Origin of the sequence: Exiguobacterium algae (genome assembly GCF_018617875.1) — a bacterium.
Classification (GTDB): Bacteria; Bacillota; Bacilli; order Exiguobacteriales; family Exiguobacteriaceae; genus Exiguobacterium; species Exiguobacterium algae.
Genome location: NZ_JACSKZ010000002.1, coordinates 440,308 through 457,549, shown reverse-complemented (window position 1 = coordinate 457,549; position 17,242 = coordinate 440,308). Strand labels below are relative to the sequence as shown.

Here is a 17,242-nt window from a genome sequence, read left to right as displayed (position 1 = left end):
ATGAATGGCCATATTTCAATACGAAGGGAAGCTATTGAACGGAAGACGCAAGAAAGGTCGGATCACGGCCGTCTCCGTCCGTGAGGCGAAAGAGAAGCTGCGGCAGGAGTCGATTCTTGTCACGGACTTGGCCGAACTGGAGTCGAAAGGGCTCAACCAGGAAGTGAACTTGTTACCGGAACGCGTCAAAATCGAACATTTGATCATGTATGTGCGTCAGTTCGCGACGCTCATCCGGGCCGGGGTCCCGATCGTCCGTGCGACGTCAATCCTCCGTGTTCAGACCGAGTCCAAGCTGTTGAAGCAAACGCTCAGTCAAGTCGAAGATGATTTGCGTGAAGGGATTTCCTATTCGGAGGCGATCAAAAAGCATCCGAAAGTGTTCTCGAACTTTTTCGTTGCGATGGCGCTGGCCGGGGAGACGAGCGGAAACTTGGAAGAAGTGCTCGATCAGATCGGTTTACAGCTGCAAAAGCAATATGACGTGAAGCGGAAAGTCGTTTCCGCGCTCACGTATCCGTTCGTCGTCTCGCTCGTGGCCATCGGGGTCGTCGCCTTTTTAATGGTGAGTGTCGTCCCGACGTTCGCAAGTATTTTTGGACAGCTCGGGAGTGAGCTGCCACTCATCACAAGAATCGTCGTTGCGGTCTCTGACTTTGTCGCCGCCTATTGGTGGTTGATCCTCGGTCTTGTCGTCGCTGGTATTTTCACCTTCACGTGGATGGTCAGGCATGAAAAAGAACGCCTCGTCATTGACCGTGTATTGCTGAAACTCCCGATTTTTGGTCCGCTCGTCCTGAAGTCACAGATTGCCTTGTTGACGCGTAGTCTTGCTGTCCTGATTCGCGCAGCCGTTCCGATTTTGGCTGCCATTGAGATCACCGAAAAAATCATCTCGAACCGGGTCATCCGTAAAGGCTTGACGCGAGCCCGGGAAATGATGGCTCAAGGTGTACCGCTTCATCAACCGCTCATGCGGGATCAAAAATTCCCGCCGCTCATGACTCAAATGATTGCCGTCGGGGAGGAGAGCGGGGACTTGGACGCCATGTTAAGTGAGGTGGCTGAGTTTTACGAGAGTGAAGTCGAGACGACGACCGACCGATTGAAATCGATTATCGAACCGCTGCTCATCGTTGTCCTCGCGAGTATCGTAGGGGTCATCGTCATTTCAATCGTCGTGCCGATGTTCCAAATCTACAGCGACATTCAAAATCAATAGAAGAAATATGCAGAATTGTTCATTTGTGCCTTTTCAATATGTTTTTTAGAAGGTATAGTAAAATTGTTCTACTTGATTTCTAGTACTTTAGTAATTGCTTTTGTTTTACACACAACACATTACGTAAAGGGGAGAATGAATCATGTTGGAAAAAATGAAGATGATTTGGCAAGACGCGAAACAACTGAAAGACGAACGTGGACTCACACTCGTCGAGTTGCTCGTCGTCGTCGTGATTTTGGGTATTATCGCAGCCATCGCAGTCGTTGCAATTGGCGGAATTATTGAGAACTCGAAGAAAGATGCGATGGTTGCGGATGCGAAGCAGATGGTAAGTGCGGCGAAGTTGTACACGGCTTCGAACCCGGTAGAAGATCCAACAATATTAGATTTTAAATCTGTAACGAATACAGCAGCATCCGGATCGGGCACTTCAGCTGTTTTAGCAACAGTTGGTACTCAATCTTATATTAGTGAATTAACTGATCCGTTTGGTGGTTCAGCTTATTCTACTGCAACAGTTAAAGTTACGGAAAACAGCGGAAATTATGAATACGAAGTAAACTTAGCTGGAACAGATTATAAATTTGCAGATAAGGCATCTTCAAGTCTCAAAAAAGACAATTTGGATAAAGTTACAAACTAATTTTTCCTCCGGCTGGCGCTGGGCAATCGCTCAGCCTGGCCGGTTTTTACTATCCACTTCATCTGAACAGGAGGGGCTTTGATTGGTTGATCTGATTGGATTGCTATACAGCATCGTCCTCGGTGCGGTCATCACATCATTCACGAACGTCGTCGGGCTCCGCGTGCCACGCAAACAATCGATCGTGACGCCGCGCTCACACTGTCCGTCATGCGGGCATGAACTGTCGGCTTGGGAACTCATACCGGTCTTCGGTTATCTTGCGTTACGAGGCAGATGCCGCGGTTGCGGCACCCGGATCGCGCCGACGTATCCATTATTTGAACTACTTGGGGCCATCGGGTACGGCTATAGCTATTCATTGTATGGTATGAGTGCGACGACCTTGCTCGCTTTCATCTTCTTATCGACGCTCCTCGCGCTTGCCATGTCCGATCTTTCGACGATGCTTGTGCCGAATGTGATCTTACGGGTGACAGCACCCGTTCTCCTCGTTCTTGCCTACATTTCAGGTGCGGACTGGTGGGTCCCGCTCGCCGGGGCGGCGCTCGGTTTCGCAATTTTAGCGACCGTGTTTTTCCTCTCAAAAGGGGGACTTGGGGCAGGCGATGTCAAACTCTTTACTATGATCGGACTTGTCCTTGGACCACGCGATGTGCTTGTCGCGTTGTTTCTCGCCAGTTTGATCGGCGCCATTGTCGGAATCGGTCTGATGGTCACGAAGAAAATCGGAAGGAAACAGCCGATTCCGTTCGTTCCATCGATTGCGCTCGGGACGATGTTGACGTTTTGGTTCAGCGAAAGCTTTTTTGATTGGTACTTTCACTTGATGTAGGGGGAAACGAACATGGGCCGCTTAATTGAGAAAGGAACGGTCGCGTACTTCTCGTTCGATGCGTTCAGCATCCACGGAGCCGTGATCAAGCAAGGGGTGTTCAAACGAAGAGCCTCTCTCCAGTTGGCCAAAGGGGCTTACGAAGAGGGGCGAATTAAAGATGAGACGGCCTTTGGTCTCGCTTTTGATGAACTATGTCGAAAGCTGAAGGTCCGTCGGGGGATGACATGCGCCGTCGCGCTCGATGAGACGGAAGTCTTGTCACGTAAAGTCGAGATTCCGCCGACCATCCCGAACGATGAAATCCGAGGGTACTTGTTCATGGAAATCGGCAGTTCGATCATCTTGCCGTTCGATGATGTCTCATTCGACTATGAGGTGCTCACCGAAGACGAGACGAAGACCGAGGTCATGCTACATGCCGTCTCCGTCGATTTGACGAAGTCACTTCGTACATATATGAAAAAACGCGGGCTTACCTTGAAAAAGATCGTTCCCCGCTCGGTCGCTGTTGCCAACGGGATCATCCGGATTTCTGACGTTGACCCGCTCCAGTCGACACTGCTGTGGCATGTGACCCCGTTCTCGCATCAGTTGCTTGTTTTAGAAGAAGGGCAGATCCGCTTCATCCGTTCCATCCAGACAAATCTTCCTTATCACGTCGATACGAGAGAAGGCATCGTCAACTATTCGTTTGATGGTACGGAAGAAGCGAAAGAAAGTCAGATGGATGACTGGTTGAACGAACTCGTCCGCTTCCTGGACTTTTATCGCTATTCACTGAGGGCAGATGGCCGTTCCATTGATAAACTACTTGTCTCCGGAACAGTGCCGGAAGTTGACGAACTCGTTCAATCGATTGAAACGGAGGCGCTCGTTTCGGTCAAGCGCGTATCCGATCCGCTCCCGATTGCCCACACGATTCCGCTCTCCCATCAAATGTTGCCGCTACTGGGAATGGCAACGCTAGAGCGTGACACGAATTTCATCAACTCGACGGACGTGACGTTACGTTGGCCGATTGTCGCTGGATTGTTTGCATTATTGATTGGCGGAGGGGCTACCGGTTACTTGTACTATGAGACAGATCGACTTGAACAGGATCAGGCGCGGATTGAAGAACAACTTCAACTCGTTCGGATCTATCAGACCGAACAAGTGAACTCGAAAGGTCAGCAGGTCCTGTCGCTCGACCAGACGGTGACAGCACTGAACGACATGGAGAAACAAGCCGTGCCGGCACTTCGTGCATTGACAGAGCAGTTACCGCCGACCGGTTATGTTCTCACGTACAACTACGCGGATCAATCGCTCTTGAGTGTCCGTGTGCAATTTGAGACGTTACCGGATTTGAATGCATTCCAACGATCATTGATGAATGATGAACGGTTCGACTCGGTCAACCTGCTCGGCGTCACAACGGAAACGAAGGCGGACCCGGACGAAGAAGAGTCCACCGTGGCAAAAGAGCCGCTCCCGCGCTATATCGGGGAGTTCACCTTTACGTATGTCCCTGTAGAAGAGGCAGTCGAGACGGATGAGGAGGTCGTGAGCCGATGAAACGTTCTACTATTTATACGTTGTTCGTCTGTTGTCTTCTTCTCGCCATCGCGGCCCCGGCGTATTACGGCTACGCCTTTTTCGTCAAACAAGGTGAGGTGAAGGCGCTCGAACGTGATTTGTCGCTCGAACAAACGAAACTTGAGGTGTTACGTCAAAAAGGCAAGACGGTCGATGTGGCCGAGTCGCAACGCCTACAGACGCGAGTCCCGACCGTCACTGCCTTAGATACTGTCATCGAATCGTTGTCACAAGCGAGCCTGTTGTCGAATGTCAATGTGATGAGCATCGCATTTTCGGATGGGGAGGGGCTAGCGTCCGACGTGCCTGTAGTCATTGACCCGTCCCCAACGAATACGACGTCTGAACCATCCGCATCGATTGATGTCGCACCGGTGAACGCTTCGACGGTTCGGACAACGGTGGCCCTGCAGGCGGAGACGTACGAAGAGCTCGTCCTGTTTTTAGAGGCGATTGAATCGATGAACCGGATTCAAGTATTGCGGACCGTCCAATTCACTGGACCTTCCGAGACGGGACCGAATACGACAGAAGAAGCGCAACCGCTCGACTTCACGGTCGAATTGAATGCGTTCTATCGACCGGACCTTGACCAACTCGTGCCGGACCGCTATATTCCGGCAGCGACGTTCCCGCAAAAAGATGTCCCGGTGTACGATTATACGTCACCTTGAGCGAACGCCCCTTCCAAATGAAGGGGCGTTTTTTCAGGCGGCAGTCATTGTGTTTGACTCGCACATTGCCTACAATCAACAGAGGAATGAGAAACGGGAAGGAAGCCCGTTTTAGAAAAAACGAAGGAGTCGGTACAATGAAGCCAACACAGAAACGTGTCATTCTCGCATCGATGTCGCCACGGCGGACCGAATTATTGAAACAGGCGGGGATTGCCCATGAGGTCATTCCCTCGAACGTGACGGAAGGAACGAACGGACGGGAGACGCCTGCCGAGTATGTCGGACGTCTCGCCAGAGAGAAGGCGATGGACGTCGCCCGGGGAAATCGGGATGCCATCGTCATCGGTTCGGATACGGTCGTCGTCTTAGATGAGGTGATCTTAGAAAAACCGGCAAACCGTGAGGACGCACACCGGATGTTACGCCGCCTCTCCGGCTCGACACACGAAGTGCTGACCGGTGTCAGTATCATCGGTCCGGACCGGCATGACCTGTTCGTGACGACGACGCACGTGACGTTCTGCGACATCCCGGACGCCTGGCTAGAAGATTATTTGGATTCGACTGAGCCGTATGACAAGGCGGGAGCCTACGGAATCCAAGGGTCAGGCGGATTGTTCGTCGAACGGATCGAGGGTGACTTTTATAATGTCGTCGGATTGCCCATCCATCCGCTCGTTCAAACGCTCGAGCGTCATGGGGTGAACCCGCGCTTTCTGTGAATGCCACGAAAGCAGGTGAAGGAATGACTATGGTGCTCGACCGAAGTGTAGAGACCGCGATTGCGAGATTGCTTCAGATTGGGGGACGTGGGTCCGACCCGATGGAGACGGCACGACGGATTTCGGACGTATATCCGACACTACGGGCGCTCTCGCAAGCTTCCGTCCACGATTTATGTCAAATCGAAGGAATGACGAAAAAGAAAGCCGAGCAGTTGCTTGCCGCGTTCACGATCGGGATCCGTTATGTGGAAGAACCGAAAGCGGACATGCCGACCATCCGTTCTCCGCAGGATGCGTATGAATTGTTGCGGGATGAGTTACGGCTGTTGAACCAAGAGCATTTCATTTGTCTCTATCTCAACACAAAGAACCAACTCATTTCCCGGAAGACACTCTTCGTCGGTGGGCTTAACTCGTCAATCGTCCATCCGCGAGATGTGTTCCGCGAAGCACTCAAACTCTCCGCGGCGTGCTTTATCGCCGTGCACAACCATCCGAGCGGGGATGCGACCCCGAGTCGGGAAGATATCGAAGTGTCCGAGCGGTTGGTCGAAGCGGGGAATATAGTCGGCATCGCGTGTCTCGATCACGTCATCCTCGGGGAAGACCATTATGTCAGCATGAAACAGCGCGGATATATGAATGGATGAGTTGGACAAGTGAGGCAAATAATTCGCAAAACGAAAACCACCTCGTGAAAAGGTGGTTTTCGTTTTGCGAAGGTGTACATAAGTAATCGCAGTTCAATCATACAATGATTTGAATTAGCTGATTCGTAAGTCTGAAAACTGATGTATTCGCACCACAGATTTCTTCAATACGGACTAAATTCAATTATAGTTGGCTACTAATGCAGCCGCTAACGCATCGAATCCGTCAATCATCTCTTCGGCTCTAGCTACCTCACTATCATTGCCGGTCTTTATACCGTTAAGTCCGACCGCGATTGAGTCTTGAACGAGTGCGACAAGATTAATGTAATCCGTTTTTGCCTGCGCTCGTGTTGCCGGTGCGTCCAATTTGTTCGCGGAAGAGAGAAGATCGTCCATGATGCCTGTCAGATCCGCTGCAGCGCCCGCGAAGTCCTCTGTCTGACCTACAAGCGGGTCTTCTGCGTAAACGAGGTCAAGTTCAGCCATAAACTCGATGGCGTATACTAAATTCGTAAATTCTTCATGGAGTGCGAGGTCAAAAGTGTCTTCTTCGATTTTTTGCTGCGATGCGTCTGCTTCATCAGTCGTTGTCTGTTCAACGTCTGTCTGTTCGGTTTGCTCCGCGTCTTCTTCCGTTGTTTGCTCTGTGTTAGTCTGTTCGGCTTCTTTTTGGTCGTTATTCGCGGTTTCTTCTTTTTTAGTCTGCTCTTGTTTCATTGCATCCGTTTCGGTCGTTGCTGGTTGTTCTTCTTCAGATGTGTCAGCTTTTACTGAGACCGATTGTTTAGTTTGCTCTTTGTCTTCCTTGTCGGCTTCTGTTGTGTCAACTTCCTCAGCATTCTCTTCCTCTATTTCAGTATCTACAGTGTCTGCCTCTTTTGTCTCTTCTTCATCGGACGTTTCTGCATCGACCGCTTCGGCGACAATCTTATCCTGCTTCGCAGTTGTTTCCGTTTTTGGATTGTTCAACGCAAAGGCCGTATAGCCGATAATCAAAGAACCGGCGAAAACGGAAAGGACAATGCGAGCACCTTTGTTGAACGTTTCATATTTCCACATCAAAAATAGCCCGACTGGGAAAAATACGATGAGCATCAGGATGCTAAACCAGGCTTGTTCGTAAAACTTCATGAATAAATACCTCCAAAATAATTATGATTCATATGTAATCATAGCATTTTTATTAATAATTCCCACCTCAATTAGAATTTTTTTCTAATTAATTAGTAAATTAGTATATTCTTTGACAATTTTAGTGTTTGATTTGTTCTATTTATTCGCTCGATATAAAAAACGATAGAATAGGGATGCATGATGCATATTTATTTGAAATGGAATGGTAAAAAGGAGTGGGTGAAACATGGGTAAAAAGCTATCGGAGCTTTCATTAGAAGAACTATGGCTGCTCTTCCCGATTATTCTCGAGGAATCGAATCCATTATGGAAAGATTGGTATCGTGAAGAAGCGGATGTTCTATGTGAGTTACTCGGTGCACCATTCATCGAACGGATGAACCATATCGGAAGTACGGCGGTCGTTGGGTTACTTGCCAAGCCGACGATCGACATCCTATTAGAAGTGAAGACAGAGAGTGATCTCCGACTGCTCATCGATTTGCTTGAAAGTGCCGGGTATATTTGTGAGCGACAACCGAACAAGCCAGCACCACACCTCGTGTTTATGAAAGGATATACGGAATCGGGGTTCGCCGAACGGGTATTTCATCTCCATGTCCGATATGTTGGCGATTGGGATGAACTCTATTTTAGAGATTACTTGAAAAAATACTCTGACGTTGCACACGCATACGCGGCCTTGAAGTCTTCCTTATCGCTTCCATATCGAAACAACCGGGACGGTTACACCGATGCGAAACACGAATTTGTTTCTACTTATTCAATGAAGGCTAAGCAAGAGTTCACCGGTCGCTATCAAGTTGAGTGAAACTTTATGAAATCGTTCACGTATGAATTGGCTATAATCATTTCATTCATATCGAGGTGTCTCTATGGAAAAAGTTATGTGGATTTTGATGTTTGGTGTCGCAATGGGTGCGGGCTTTCTTTCACTTGACCGAATCCCATTCGCAATTGTGATCTTCTTATTGCTCGTTTTCGTCAGTACGTCATTGTTCCATCGGTTTCAAAAAAATCATTGGTTAGACCGTGTTTCGCCGTTAGTCGGTGTCGGGATAGGCGTTTTGTCGCTCGTTTTGTATGCTCTTTTGTTCGTCACCTTCGCAAGCGTTTTTAGCACGAATGATGTGTGGAGTGTATTCGCTCATCTCGTCTTCATGTACGTCGGAATTTACTTGTTTGTGTTAACGACATCGAGCTTTTTAGCCGGTGCGACGCGGCGCAAACCGTCCCGCTTCTTCCGACCGCTCCTCATCTTTTCGGTCTTCTTCTATGGGACGATGCTACTTCTCCCGCTCCAACCGGGTTTGTGAGCAATAAAACGCATGGCAGGCGCGAAAGCGTCTGCTTTTTTGATTTGCCTTTTTACCGAAAAGAAGGCACACTAATATACGGTGAGACAGGACTGAGATGCGGTTATTGTAAATAACCTGTAATCGAATGAACGTTTTCAAACATGATTTTTCCGTTATAATAAAAAATAGTGTATTGAAGAGAGGAGCAACACCTATGTTTCGTAGTTTTAACCGAGAAATCGGAATCGACCTTGGTACAGCGAACACGCTCGTATATGTAAAAGGTCAGGGAATTGTAGTACGTGAACCGTCCGTCGTGGCGTTCCGCACAGATACAGGCAAAATTGAGGCCGTGGGGAACCAGGCCAAAGATATGATTGGTCGTACGCCTGGCAATGTCACGGCGCGCCGTCCAATGAAAGACGGAGTAATCGCCGACTTTGAGACGACAGCAACGATGATCAAATACTTCATGGAACAAGCCCAAAAATCAAAAGGCGGATTGTTCTCTTCGAAGACGAACGTCATGGTATGTGTACCGAGCGGCATCACGTCGGTCGAAAAGCGTGCCGTTGAAGATGCAGCGAAGCAAGCGGGTGCGCGTGAAGCGTACACGATTGAAGAACCGTTTGCAGCAGCAATCGGTGCCGGTCTCCCAGTTTGGGAACCAACGGGCTCGATGGTTGTGGATATCGGTGGCGGTACGACTGAAGTCGCAGTGATCTCACTCGGCGGCATCGTGACGAGCCAATCGATTCGTGTCGGTGGTGACGAAATGGATGATGCCATCATTCGTTACATCAAAAACAAATACAACCTCATGATCGGGGAACGTACGGCAGAAACGCTCAAGATGGAAATCGGTTCAGCTCGTATCGATGGTTCGAACGAAAATGAGAAGATGGAAATCCGTGGACGCGACCTCGTGACGGGACTTCCGAAACAAATCGAAGTATCGGCAAACGAAGTGTGTGAGGCACTTTCGGATACAGTTGAAGCGATTTTGGCCGGTGTCAAACAAACGCTTGAACAGACCCCTCCTGAACTTGCGGCAGACGTCATGGACCGTGGGATCGTGTTGACAGGTGGTGGCGCACTCCTTAAAAACTTGGATGACGTCATCTCTGACGAAACACACATCCCGACGCTTGTTGCGGATGAGCCGCTTGACTGTGTTGCAGTCGGTACAGGGAAATCTCTTGAAATGATGGACGTCCTCCGTTCGAAATCTGGCATTTCGTCTCGTCGATGAGAGGTGATCACCGATGAGCCGATTCGTTCGAAATAAAAAGCTCATCATCACGCTGATCGTGCTCATCTTGTTTTTCGTCATTTTAGGGCTTTCGATTCGAGGACGGTCGGAATCAGCCTGGTACCAAGACGTCACGCGTGATGTGGTCGGCACGTTCCAGCGAGTGTTCGCGGTACCAATCGGATGGATGGATACTACCGTTTCCTCCATTTCCGAAGTCCGGGACATCTATGAAGAGAACCGCCAGCTGAAAGAACACTTGACGAAGTATGCGGAAGTATCGGTCGAGGCGGATGACCTTCGCCGTGAGAATGAGGAACTGCGCAAGATGGTCGAGGCGAGCGAACAGTCGCTTCGGGATTTTGACCTCATTCCGGCGGAAGTCATCGGTCGGACACCGAATGATTGGCAGCGTTACGTGACCATTAACGTCGGTTCGGAACGTGGCGTTGAAAAAGGGATGGCCGTCACGGCCGCCGGCGGGATGGTCGGGCGTGTCATCCAAACGAGTGCCTATACGTCACAAGTTCAGCTCCTAAGTGACAACAACCGGACGAACAACGTCTCGGCGGTCGTCAAAGATGCGGACGGGAAAGCGACGTATGGAACGATTGACGGGTTCGATACGGAAACGAACGAACTGTTCTTCACGAAAGTATCGAACAGCGTCAAGTTGAAAGAAGGAGAAATCGTCTCGACTTCCGGGCTCGGTGGACGTTACCCGGCCGGTCTCGTCATTGGTACGATTGCGTCGATCGAGACGGACGAATACGGCGTCTCTCAAGTCGCTCGAATTCAGCCTGAGGCCGACTTCAACGAGTTCTCACAAATGTACGTGATTGATCGGACACTAGACGAACCGTTTTTGACGGGTCCCGAGGAAGGAGGAGCAGCGGGTGAGTAACATGAGAGTGTTCATCGCCCTGTTCCTCCTTTTTCTAATTGAAGGAACATGGGCCGCCATTTTTTCCTGGCACTATGCAACGCCTTATTTATTGTTGACGTTGATCGGATTGATGTTCGTCAGTCTGTTCGGCAGATGGGAGTCGGCTTTAGGATTCGGTCTCGTGTTTGGATTGTTGTACGATATCGTTTACACCGACTTGATCGGAATTTACGTATTTACTTTTTCACTCATTCCTCTCTTAGTCAGCTTCGTGTTAAAATATATAGGTGAGAACTTCTTCTCGGTCACCATCACCTGTACGTTCATGATTCTTGTCTTTACTTTTTCTATTTACAGCATCATGACGGCGATTGGTGGGACGATGATGACGGTTCACACGCTATTGGTTGAACAGATTCCAGGGACGATGATCGTCAATGCGGTCGCCATCGCGATTCTTTATTATCCGATGACCCGCTATGTGACGACACGGCCTGCACCGAAAAGAGGGTAGCCATGATGGAGCGTAAACGACACATTACGATTAAAGGACATCGCAACGGAATTGCCATTCATTTCAATCCGAAGAGTGGCATCGAGGACGTTCTTGCTGATTTTGAGGCGACATTAGATGAAATGGAGCCGCCATCCGGTAAGATTGCCCTCAAGTTGCACGCGGGTACTCGTCATTTGGACGAGGAGCTGACACGTCAAATTCGTGAGGTCGTCGCTCGTCATGGCGTTTTTTATATCGAAGATTTGGCGAGCGATGTCATGTTGACGGAAGAAGCGAAAGCGACTTATGGAAAGAAAACGTTCCACTATCACAGCGGGACGATTCGGAGCGGACAAGTTCTCTCGTTTGACGGCTCGGTCCTTGTCATCGGGGATATTAACCCGGGGTCCGAAGTTCGGGCGACCGGCAGTATATATTGTTTAGGCACGATACGAGGAAATGTCCGCGCCGGTGTCGAAGGATGGGAGGAAGCGGTGATTACGGCCAGCCTGCTCCATCCGAAGTTTTTAGCCATCGGTGAACAGATTCTCGCATCGGAAGATGGAGAAGAACTGCCGGAGATTGAGATGGGTTGTGCGTATCAAACGAATCAAGGCATCGAGATGACACGTCTCCGTCAAGTCTTGACCGGTTTGAAAGACGCTTATGCGATGGAATTACAGAGAGGGTGAGTGGAATGGAGCAAGTAATGGAGCCTGTACATACAGCAAAAGAAGTAAAAAACGGCAGAGCCATCGTCGTGACATCAGGTAAAGGGGGCGTCGGAAAAACGACGACGACCGCCAATATCGGGACGGGGCTCGCTTTATCGGGACATTCGGTTTGTCTCGTCGATACGGATATCGGACTACGTAACCTCGATATCATTCTAGGTCTCGACAACCGAAGCATCTACAATCTCGTCGATGTCATCACGGGGCAGTGCAAGCTGAATCAGGCGCTCGTCCGTGACAAGCGGTTCGAAGAGATGTACTTGTTGCCGGCTGCCCAGTCCAAGGACAAAACATCGGTGAATCCCGAACAGGTGAAAGAGATTGTGGATCAGTTGAAGACGGAATACGATTTCGTCTTGATCGACTGCCCGGCCGGAATCGAACAAGGATTCATGAACGCCATCGCCGGTGCGGACGAAGCGGTCGTCGTCACGACGCCTGAGAAGGCAGCTGTCCAAGATGCGGACCGGATCATCGGGATGCTCGAACAGGCAGAACATATCGATGCGCCGAAGCTCATCGTCAACCGGGTGAAGAACCACCTTGTCGAATCAGGCGACATGCTCGACATCGATGACATCATGCGTATCTTGTCGATCGATCTCCTTGGTGTCGTCGTGGACGATGAGGAAGTCATCTCGGCTGCGAACCGTGGAGTGCCCGTGACGATGAATCCGGACAATTACGCGGGACAAGCGTACCGTAATATCACGCGTCGTATCCTCGGGGAGTCGGTGCCGCTCATGTCGATTCAGACGGACAAAGAGCCGGTCGGCTTCTGGGCACGTCTCATGATGAAATTTGGAATGAAAAAAGCGTAACGGATCAAGGCGACGAAAGTTGCCTTTTTCTGTCGAAAGGAGAGTTCGTATGCGTTTGATTTATGAACGAACCCCGTCCATCGAGCGGGCGATGCTCGTCGATGGGGAACGGTTGCTCGAGGTCGAGGAACGCTTTGTCGATCAACTGTCAGTCGGGACAATCCTTGAAGCGGCGGTCGAGCGAATCCATCCGTCTCTCGGGGCGGCGTTTTTAACAGCCGGCGACACGACGTTTTTCTTACCGATCGCGGAGACATTGCGGTCGCTGGAGACGTATCCGGAAGTTCCGGCTATCGGTCAGGCGGCCGTCGTTGGGGACAAGCGTCTCATTCAAGTGACGAAAGAAGGGGTGAACGGCAAACACCACAAAGTGACGGAAAATATCCGTTTTGGTGGCCGCTATCTCGTCTACTTCCCGTTCGGGCGCCGAAAACTGTATAGCCGGAAACTCGACCTTGTCACACAGGACCGGCTGTCGAAGACGTTAGACCTGACCGAAAAAGAGGGCGTACTGTTTCGGACAGAGGCCGGACATGCCACACCTTCCGACTTGAGCGAGGAGTTAAATCTTCTGCGAACACGTGCTGCGTCCGTACTCGAGAGTCGTCGTGGTCAGGATGAACTGCTCTGTGAACAGTTCGCGCGCCGGCACCCGGTCGACTCGGTCTTACTGAATGACAAAGAGGCGCAGTCCAGGTTGGAACGTCTGGACGTGGCGGTCGAACGATATGTCGGAAAAGGGCGGATGAAAGAGGCGAAACGCCTGGACGCCACCATCGAGAAGCTGGAGAGTCGTGCGGTTTGGTTAGAGGGCGGGGCTTTTGTCCTGATTGAACAAGTCGAAACGATGACCGTGATCGACGTTAACAGCGGGAAAAACGTCGCCGTCAAAGATAAGGGACGCGCGGCCGACACGATCAATGAAGCGGCACTCTATTCGATCATGGAACAGCTTCGCCTCCGGAATATCGGCGGCATGGTCGTGATCGACTTTTTACGAGGGTCAAAAGATGGACAGACCCGGCTCCTTAAGAAAATGAAAGAGCTCGGGGCACGTGACCCGCGCCGCGTCGAGGTGTACGGCTTCACGCGGATGGGATTGTTCGAGATGTCCCGGGAACGGACGGGTCGCTCGATTCAAGACCGGATGACACATGCCGGAAAGCCGTCAAAGCTGGCTGTTTTCTCGCAGTTTGAACGCGCGCTCCTTGATCTTGGCGGGCAATATGAGGCGGTTGTCCTGTCCCTTCCGAAGAAGTGGCATGACTCATCCTGGAACGAATTCGATATCGAGGTGCTGCTCGTCGAAGGGGAGCCGGAGTTCGCTTTTTACGGCACGGTCGAAGAATGTCAGAATTTCATATCTCGCCGTTGACAATAATTATTTGAGAGTGGTATTATCTATAACGTTAGTTCGTTTGGAAGCACCCAAATGGCTACAACCGCACAGAACGGGTTTTTAAAGGTTTTTGCCCTGCCCAGGATGGCGAGTCTGAGTTTAACAAGGAGGTGCACGTATATGTACGCAATCATCAAAACTGGTGGTAAGCAAATCAAAGTTGAAGCAGGTCAAGAGATCTACATCGAAAAACTCGATGCTGATGTCGAAGGTACTGTAGAATTCGGTGAGGTTCTTTTCGTTGGTGGTGACGATGTTAAAGTCGGCGCTCCACTCGTAGAAGGCGCTAAAGTTGTCGGTACTGTGGTAAAACACGGCCGCGCTAAGAAGATCACTGTCTTCAAAATGAAAGCTAAGAAAAACTACCGTCGTAAGCAAGGTCACCGTCAGCCTTACACGAAAGTCCGCATCGAGAAAATCGAAGCGTAAGCTATGATTCGGGTCAAGGTAAGACGAGACGAGGCGAACTCGATTCGCTCCGTCGAAGTGACTGGTCATGCCAATTTTGCAGAACCTGGTTCTGACTTGGTGTGCGCCGGTGTTTCAGCCATCATATTTGGTGCCTATAACGCCGTCGAAACGCTTGCGGGTCAATCGCTTCTTGTAGAAATGGCAGATCAAACAGAGGGTGGTTACTTTTATGTCGAGACGTATCCTGACTTATCACCGCAGGATATGGAGCGCACCCAACTGTTATTAGAAGGGATGCTCGTGCAGTTAGACACGATCGCCCAAAGCTACGGTGAATATATCCAAATTGAACAATAGGAGGTGGACCTCATGTTACAATTGAACCTTCAGTTCTTCGCTTCGAAAAAGGGAGTTGGTTCGACTAAAAACGGTCGTGACTCAATTTCGAAACGCCTCGGTGCAAAACGCGCTGACGGACAAACAGTTTCAGCTGGATCAATCCTTTACCGTCAACGCGGTACAAAGATTCACCCAGGTGAAAACGTTGGCCGTGGTGGCGACGACACTTTGTTTGCGAAAGTTGACGGCGTAGTACGCTATGAGCGTCTTGGTCGCGACAAGAAACAAGTGAGCGTTTACCCAGTCGCGTAAGTTGAACGACGCAGAAGACTCTAGCCACTTATTTGGTTAGAGTCTTTTTTTCTAGGAGAGGATCATATGGATTCAGATCAAGTACTCACGTTATTATCGACTGTCCGTCACGAATGGATGAATCGGCTACAAATGATCTCCCTGTACGCGGCGCTCGAGCCGGCCAAGCTCGAGGAGTTGTACGAGCGTTATCGTCGACAAGCCGATGAGGAGAGTGCACTCGTCCGTTTGAACGTGCCTATGACAAGCCTCGTTGTCATTCAAGCGAATTGGGAAGGTCGATTGACGTATACGATTTCGACCGATCACCTTGCCATCAATGACGCAGAGGTCGCACAACAGCTTGCCCGTTTATTGGGAGCAACGGACGGGTCGATTCATGTGACGTTCACGGACGGACTGACGGTTCGCGTCACAGGAGAAGTACCGGAAGACGTGTTCACGTCAGAGGACGTGTACGAACAGGACGTAGCAAGTACTACGTTTCGCTTAAAGGAGGGGAAATAAATGTTTGTCGATCAGGTTAATATTTTTGTTAAAGCTGGAGACGGCGGAAAAGGGATGGTTGCCTTCCGTCGCGAAAAATATGTTCCAGACGGTGGACCTGCAGGTGGTGACGGTGGTCACGGTGGGGACGTTGTCTTTGAGGTAGAAGAAGGACTACGGACGCTCGTTGATTTCCGTTATTCGAAGAAGTTTATCGCCCATGACGGTGAAAAAGGGATGTCAAAAGGGATGCACGGACGTAAAGCGAAGCCGCTCATCGTCAAAGTCCCACCTGGTACCATTGTATTCGATGCAGAGACGGATACGGTCATTGCCGATTTGACAGAGCATGGACAACAAGCGACGATCGCCAAAGGCGGTCGTGGCGGCCGTGGGAACTGTCGTTTCGCAACACCAGCCAACCCGGCACCAGAGATCGCAGAGAACGGTGAACCAGGACAAGAGCGCGAATTGCGTCTCGAGTTGAAATTGCTCGCTGACGTTGGACTCGTCGGCTTCCCGTCTGTCGGGAAATCGACGCTTCTTTCAGTCGTCTCTTCGGCACGTCCAAAAATCGGGGCGTACCACTTCACGACGATCACACCGAACCTCGGTGTCGTCAAGACGGCAGACGACCGTAGTTTCGTCATGGCCGACCTTCCAGGTCTGATCGAAGGGGCAAGCCAAGGTGTCGGCCTCGGTCACCAGTTCCTTCGTCATATCGAACGGACGAAAGTCATCGTCCACATGATCGATATGAGTGGAATGGAAGGGCGCGATCCATTTGAGGACTACACGACAATCAACCGTGAGCTCGAGTCGTATAACTTACGTCTCCTTGAGCGTCCACAAGTTGTCGTTGCCAACAAGATGGATATGCCGGATGCGCAGGAAAACTTGGAAGAGTTCCAGAAGAAAGTGGGAGAGGACGTCAAAGTCTTCCCGATTTCGGCTCTTGCGAAAGACGGCCTTCGTAACTTGTTGATCGAAGTGGCGAACCTTGTCGATTCGACACCGGAGTTCCCGCTCGATGAGCTTGAAGAGAAGACAGCGACACCACGTGTCGTGTATCGTTATGAGAAAGAAGAGAAAGGATACCAAATCCACATCGACGAATACGATCGTTTCGTCATCACGGGACCACGTATCGAAAAACTCTTCAAGATGACAAACTTCGATCACGATGAGTCGATTAAGCGTTTTGCTCGTCAGATGCGTCAAATGGGCGTCGACGAGGATCTACGCAAAATGGGTGCCGAAGACGGTAGCGTCGTGGCCATCCTCGACTTTGAGTTCGAATTTGTCGAATAAGTACAAATTCTATTTAGTTAAGAA

General features: G+C 50.3%; 21 protein-coding genes and 1 other annotated feature. Of the genes, 20 read left to right on the top strand and 1 reads right to left on the bottom strand.

Features of this window, described 5'->3' with window-relative positions:
• The first annotated feature begins 4 nt into the window (after positions 1 to 4).
• From KNP03_RS07550 to radC, 7 genes are all read left to right on the top strand, one after another.
• Positions 5 to 1,222, top strand: coding sequence for a type II secretion system F family protein (locus KNP03_RS07550; RefSeq protein WP_214827660.1), 1,218 nt, complete (start codon positions 5 to 7; stop codon positions 1,220 to 1,222).
• 142 nt (positions 1,223 to 1,364) lie between these two features.
• Entirely contained in the window at positions 1,365 to 1,868 is a 504-nt protein-coding gene (locus KNP03_RS07545; RefSeq protein ID WP_214827658.1) for a prepilin-type N-terminal cleavage/methylation domain-containing protein, read from the top strand.
• 82 nt (positions 1,869 to 1,950) lie between these two features.
• Complete coding sequence (locus tag KNP03_RS07540) at positions 1,951 to 2,703, top strand: prepilin peptidase (RefSeq protein WP_214827656.1); 753 nt, start codon at positions 1,951 to 1,953, stop codon at positions 2,701 to 2,703.
• Between the two features lie 12 nt (positions 2,704 to 2,715).
• Positions 2,716 to 4,263: a pilus assembly protein PilM gene (pilM, locus tag KNP03_RS07535; protein WP_214827654.1), complete on the top strand. Its 1,548-nt coding sequence runs from the start codon at positions 2,716 to 2,718 to the stop codon at positions 4,261 to 4,263.
• The gene (locus KNP03_RS07530) at positions 4,260 to 4,958 is read left to right on the top strand and encodes a hypothetical protein (protein WP_214827652.1); all 699 of its coding nucleotides are present in this window, start codon (positions 4,260 to 4,262) and stop codon (positions 4,956 to 4,958) included. The genes pilM and KNP03_RS07530 overlap by 4 nt, the downstream gene beginning before the upstream one ends.
• 137 nt (positions 4,959 to 5,095) lie before the next feature.
• Positions 5,096 to 5,683 carry a Maf family protein gene (locus KNP03_RS07525; RefSeq protein ID WP_214827649.1) on the top strand — a complete coding sequence of 196 codons (588 nt, stop codon included), beginning with the start codon at positions 5,096 to 5,098 and terminating at the stop codon, positions 5,681 to 5,683.
• Between the two features lie 23 nt (positions 5,684 to 5,706).
• Positions 5,707 to 6,336 carry a RadC family protein gene (gene radC, locus KNP03_RS07520; RefSeq protein ID WP_214827646.1) on the top strand — a complete coding sequence of 210 codons (630 nt, stop codon included), beginning with the start codon at positions 5,707 to 5,709 and terminating at the stop codon, positions 6,334 to 6,336.
• 180 nt (positions 6,337 to 6,516) lie between these two features.
• Here radC and KNP03_RS07515 read toward each other — a convergent pair whose 3' ends face one another.
• The gene (locus tag KNP03_RS07515; protein ID WP_214827643.1) at positions 6,517 to 7,470 is read right to left on the bottom strand and encodes a hypothetical protein; all 954 of its coding nucleotides are present in this window, start codon (positions 7,468 to 7,470) and stop codon (positions 6,517 to 6,519) included.
• 229 nt (positions 7,471 to 7,699) lie between these two features.
• Here KNP03_RS07515 and KNP03_RS07510 point away from each other — a divergent pair, with 229 nt between their 5' ends.
• From KNP03_RS07510 to obgE, 13 genes are all read left to right on the top strand, one after another.
• Positions 7,700 to 8,284: a GrpB family protein gene (locus KNP03_RS07510; protein WP_214827640.1), complete on the top strand. Its 585-nt coding sequence runs from the start codon at positions 7,700 to 7,702 to the stop codon at positions 8,282 to 8,284.
• A 64-nt stretch (positions 8,285 to 8,348) separates the two neighbouring features.
• The gene (locus tag KNP03_RS07505) at positions 8,349 to 8,789 is read left to right on the top strand and encodes a hypothetical protein (protein WP_214827638.1); all 441 of its coding nucleotides are present in this window, start codon (positions 8,349 to 8,351) and stop codon (positions 8,787 to 8,789) included.
• 196 nt (positions 8,790 to 8,985) lie between these two features.
• The gene (locus KNP03_RS07500) at positions 8,986 to 10,023 is read left to right on the top strand and encodes a rod shape-determining protein (protein WP_214827635.1); all 1,038 of its coding nucleotides are present in this window, start codon (positions 8,986 to 8,988) and stop codon (positions 10,021 to 10,023) included.
• Between the two features lie 13 nt (positions 10,024 to 10,036).
• The gene (gene mreC / locus KNP03_RS07495) at positions 10,037 to 10,927 is read left to right on the top strand and encodes a rod shape-determining protein MreC (RefSeq protein ID WP_214827628.1); all 891 of its coding nucleotides are present in this window, start codon (positions 10,037 to 10,039) and stop codon (positions 10,925 to 10,927) included.
• A 1-nt stretch (position 10,928) separates the two neighbouring features.
• Positions 10,929 to 11,423, top strand: a complete 495-nt coding sequence (gene mreD, locus KNP03_RS07490) for a rod shape-determining protein MreD (protein WP_214828303.1) — start codon at positions 10,929 to 10,931, stop codon at positions 11,421 to 11,423.
• A gap of 5 nt (positions 11,424 to 11,428) precedes the next feature.
• Positions 11,429 to 12,097 carry a septum site-determining protein MinC gene (locus tag KNP03_RS07485; RefSeq protein ID WP_240544502.1) on the top strand — a complete coding sequence of 223 codons (669 nt, stop codon included), beginning with the start codon at positions 11,429 to 11,431 and terminating at the stop codon, positions 12,095 to 12,097.
• A 5-nt stretch (positions 12,098 to 12,102) separates the two neighbouring features.
• A complete protein-coding gene (minD, locus tag KNP03_RS07480; RefSeq protein WP_214827624.1) occupies positions 12,103 to 12,960 on the top strand; it encodes a septum site-determining protein MinD in 858 nt (285 codons plus the stop codon).
• Between the two features lie 49 nt (positions 12,961 to 13,009).
• Positions 13,010 to 14,335 carry a ribonuclease E/G gene (locus KNP03_RS07475; RefSeq protein ID WP_214827622.1) on the top strand — a complete coding sequence of 442 codons (1,326 nt, stop codon included), beginning with the start codon at positions 13,010 to 13,012 and terminating at the stop codon, positions 14,333 to 14,335.
• A gap of 55 nt (positions 14,336 to 14,390) precedes the next feature.
• Positions 14,391 to 14,464: a sequence feature (ribosomal protein L21 leader region), on the top strand.
• A 15-nt stretch (positions 14,465 to 14,479) separates the two neighbouring features.
• On the top strand, positions 14,480 to 14,788 hold the full coding sequence (rplU, locus tag KNP03_RS07470; protein ID WP_015881153.1) for a 50S ribosomal protein L21: 309 nt from the start codon (positions 14,480 to 14,482) through the stop codon (positions 14,786 to 14,788).
• 3 nt (positions 14,789 to 14,791) lie between these two features.
• A complete protein-coding gene (locus tag KNP03_RS07465; RefSeq protein ID WP_078146561.1) occupies positions 14,792 to 15,127 on the top strand; it encodes a ribosomal-processing cysteine protease Prp in 336 nt (111 codons plus the stop codon).
• Between the two features lie 12 nt (positions 15,128 to 15,139).
• A complete protein-coding gene (rpmA, locus tag KNP03_RS07460) occupies positions 15,140 to 15,421 on the top strand; it encodes a 50S ribosomal protein L27 (protein ID WP_015881155.1) in 282 nt (93 codons plus the stop codon).
• 66 nt (positions 15,422 to 15,487) lie between these two features.
• Positions 15,488 to 15,928 (top strand): Spo0B domain-containing protein, encoded by a 441-nt coding sequence (locus KNP03_RS07455; RefSeq protein WP_214827620.1) that lies wholly within the window; start codon positions 15,488 to 15,490, stop codon positions 15,926 to 15,928.
• Positions 15,929 to 17,218 (top strand): GTPase ObgE, encoded by a 1,290-nt coding sequence (gene obgE / locus KNP03_RS07450; protein WP_214827618.1) that lies wholly within the window; start codon positions 15,929 to 15,931, stop codon positions 17,216 to 17,218. It abuts the gene before it with no gap.
• Positions 17,219 to 17,242: the final 24 nt, after the last annotated feature.

What these genes read in the sequence shown, in the direction of transcription:
- KNP03_RS07550 (WP_214827660.1), top strand. Translation starts at nt 5, where the DNA reads ATGGCCATATTTCAATACGAAGGGAAGCTATTGAACGGAAGACGCAAG.
- KNP03_RS07545 (WP_214827658.1), top strand. Translation starts at nt 1,365, where the DNA reads ATGTTGGAAAAAATGAAGATGATTTGGCAAGACGCGAAACAACTGAAA.
- pilM (WP_214827654.1), top strand. Translation starts at nt 2,716, where the DNA reads ATGGGCCGCTTAATTGAGAAAGGAACGGTCGCGTACTTCTCGTTCGAT.
- KNP03_RS07530 (WP_214827652.1), top strand. Translation starts at nt 4,260, where the DNA reads ATGAAACGTTCTACTATTTATACGTTGTTCGTCTGTTGTCTTCTTCTC.
- KNP03_RS07525 (WP_214827649.1), top strand. Translation starts at nt 5,096, where the DNA reads ATGAAGCCAACACAGAAACGTGTCATTCTCGCATCGATGTCGCCACGG.
- radC (WP_214827646.1), top strand. Translation starts at nt 5,707, where the DNA reads ATGACTATGGTGCTCGACCGAAGTGTAGAGACCGCGATTGCGAGATTG.
- KNP03_RS07515 (WP_214827643.1), bottom strand. Translation starts at nt 7,470, where the DNA reads ATGAAGTTTTACGAACAAGCCTGGTTTAGCATCCTGATGCTCATCGTA.
- KNP03_RS07510 (WP_214827640.1), top strand. Translation starts at nt 7,700, where the DNA reads ATGGGTAAAAAGCTATCGGAGCTTTCATTAGAAGAACTATGGCTGCTC.
- KNP03_RS07505 (WP_214827638.1), top strand. Translation starts at nt 8,349, where the DNA reads ATGGAAAAAGTTATGTGGATTTTGATGTTTGGTGTCGCAATGGGTGCG.
- KNP03_RS07500 (WP_214827635.1), top strand. Translation starts at nt 8,986, where the DNA reads ATGTTTCGTAGTTTTAACCGAGAAATCGGAATCGACCTTGGTACAGCG.
- mreC (WP_214827628.1), top strand. Translation starts at nt 10,037, where the DNA reads ATGAGCCGATTCGTTCGAAATAAAAAGCTCATCATCACGCTGATCGTG.
- mreD (WP_214828303.1), top strand. Translation starts at nt 10,929, where the DNA reads ATGAGAGTGTTCATCGCCCTGTTCCTCCTTTTTCTAATTGAAGGAACA.
- KNP03_RS07485 (WP_240544502.1), top strand. Translation starts at nt 11,429, where the DNA reads ATGGAGCGTAAACGACACATTACGATTAAAGGACATCGCAACGGAATT.
- minD (WP_214827624.1), top strand. Translation starts at nt 12,103, where the DNA reads ATGGAGCAAGTAATGGAGCCTGTACATACAGCAAAAGAAGTAAAAAAC.
- KNP03_RS07475 (WP_214827622.1), top strand. Translation starts at nt 13,010, where the DNA reads ATGCGTTTGATTTATGAACGAACCCCGTCCATCGAGCGGGCGATGCTC.
- rplU (WP_015881153.1), top strand. Translation starts at nt 14,480, where the DNA reads ATGTACGCAATCATCAAAACTGGTGGTAAGCAAATCAAAGTTGAAGCA.
- KNP03_RS07465 (WP_078146561.1), top strand. Translation starts at nt 14,792, where the DNA reads ATGATTCGGGTCAAGGTAAGACGAGACGAGGCGAACTCGATTCGCTCC.
- rpmA (WP_015881155.1), top strand. Translation starts at nt 15,140, where the DNA reads ATGTTACAATTGAACCTTCAGTTCTTCGCTTCGAAAAAGGGAGTTGGT.
- KNP03_RS07455 (WP_214827620.1), top strand. Translation starts at nt 15,488, where the DNA reads ATGGATTCAGATCAAGTACTCACGTTATTATCGACTGTCCGTCACGAA.
- obgE (WP_214827618.1), top strand. Translation starts at nt 15,929, where the DNA reads ATGTTTGTCGATCAGGTTAATATTTTTGTTAAAGCTGGAGACGGCGGA.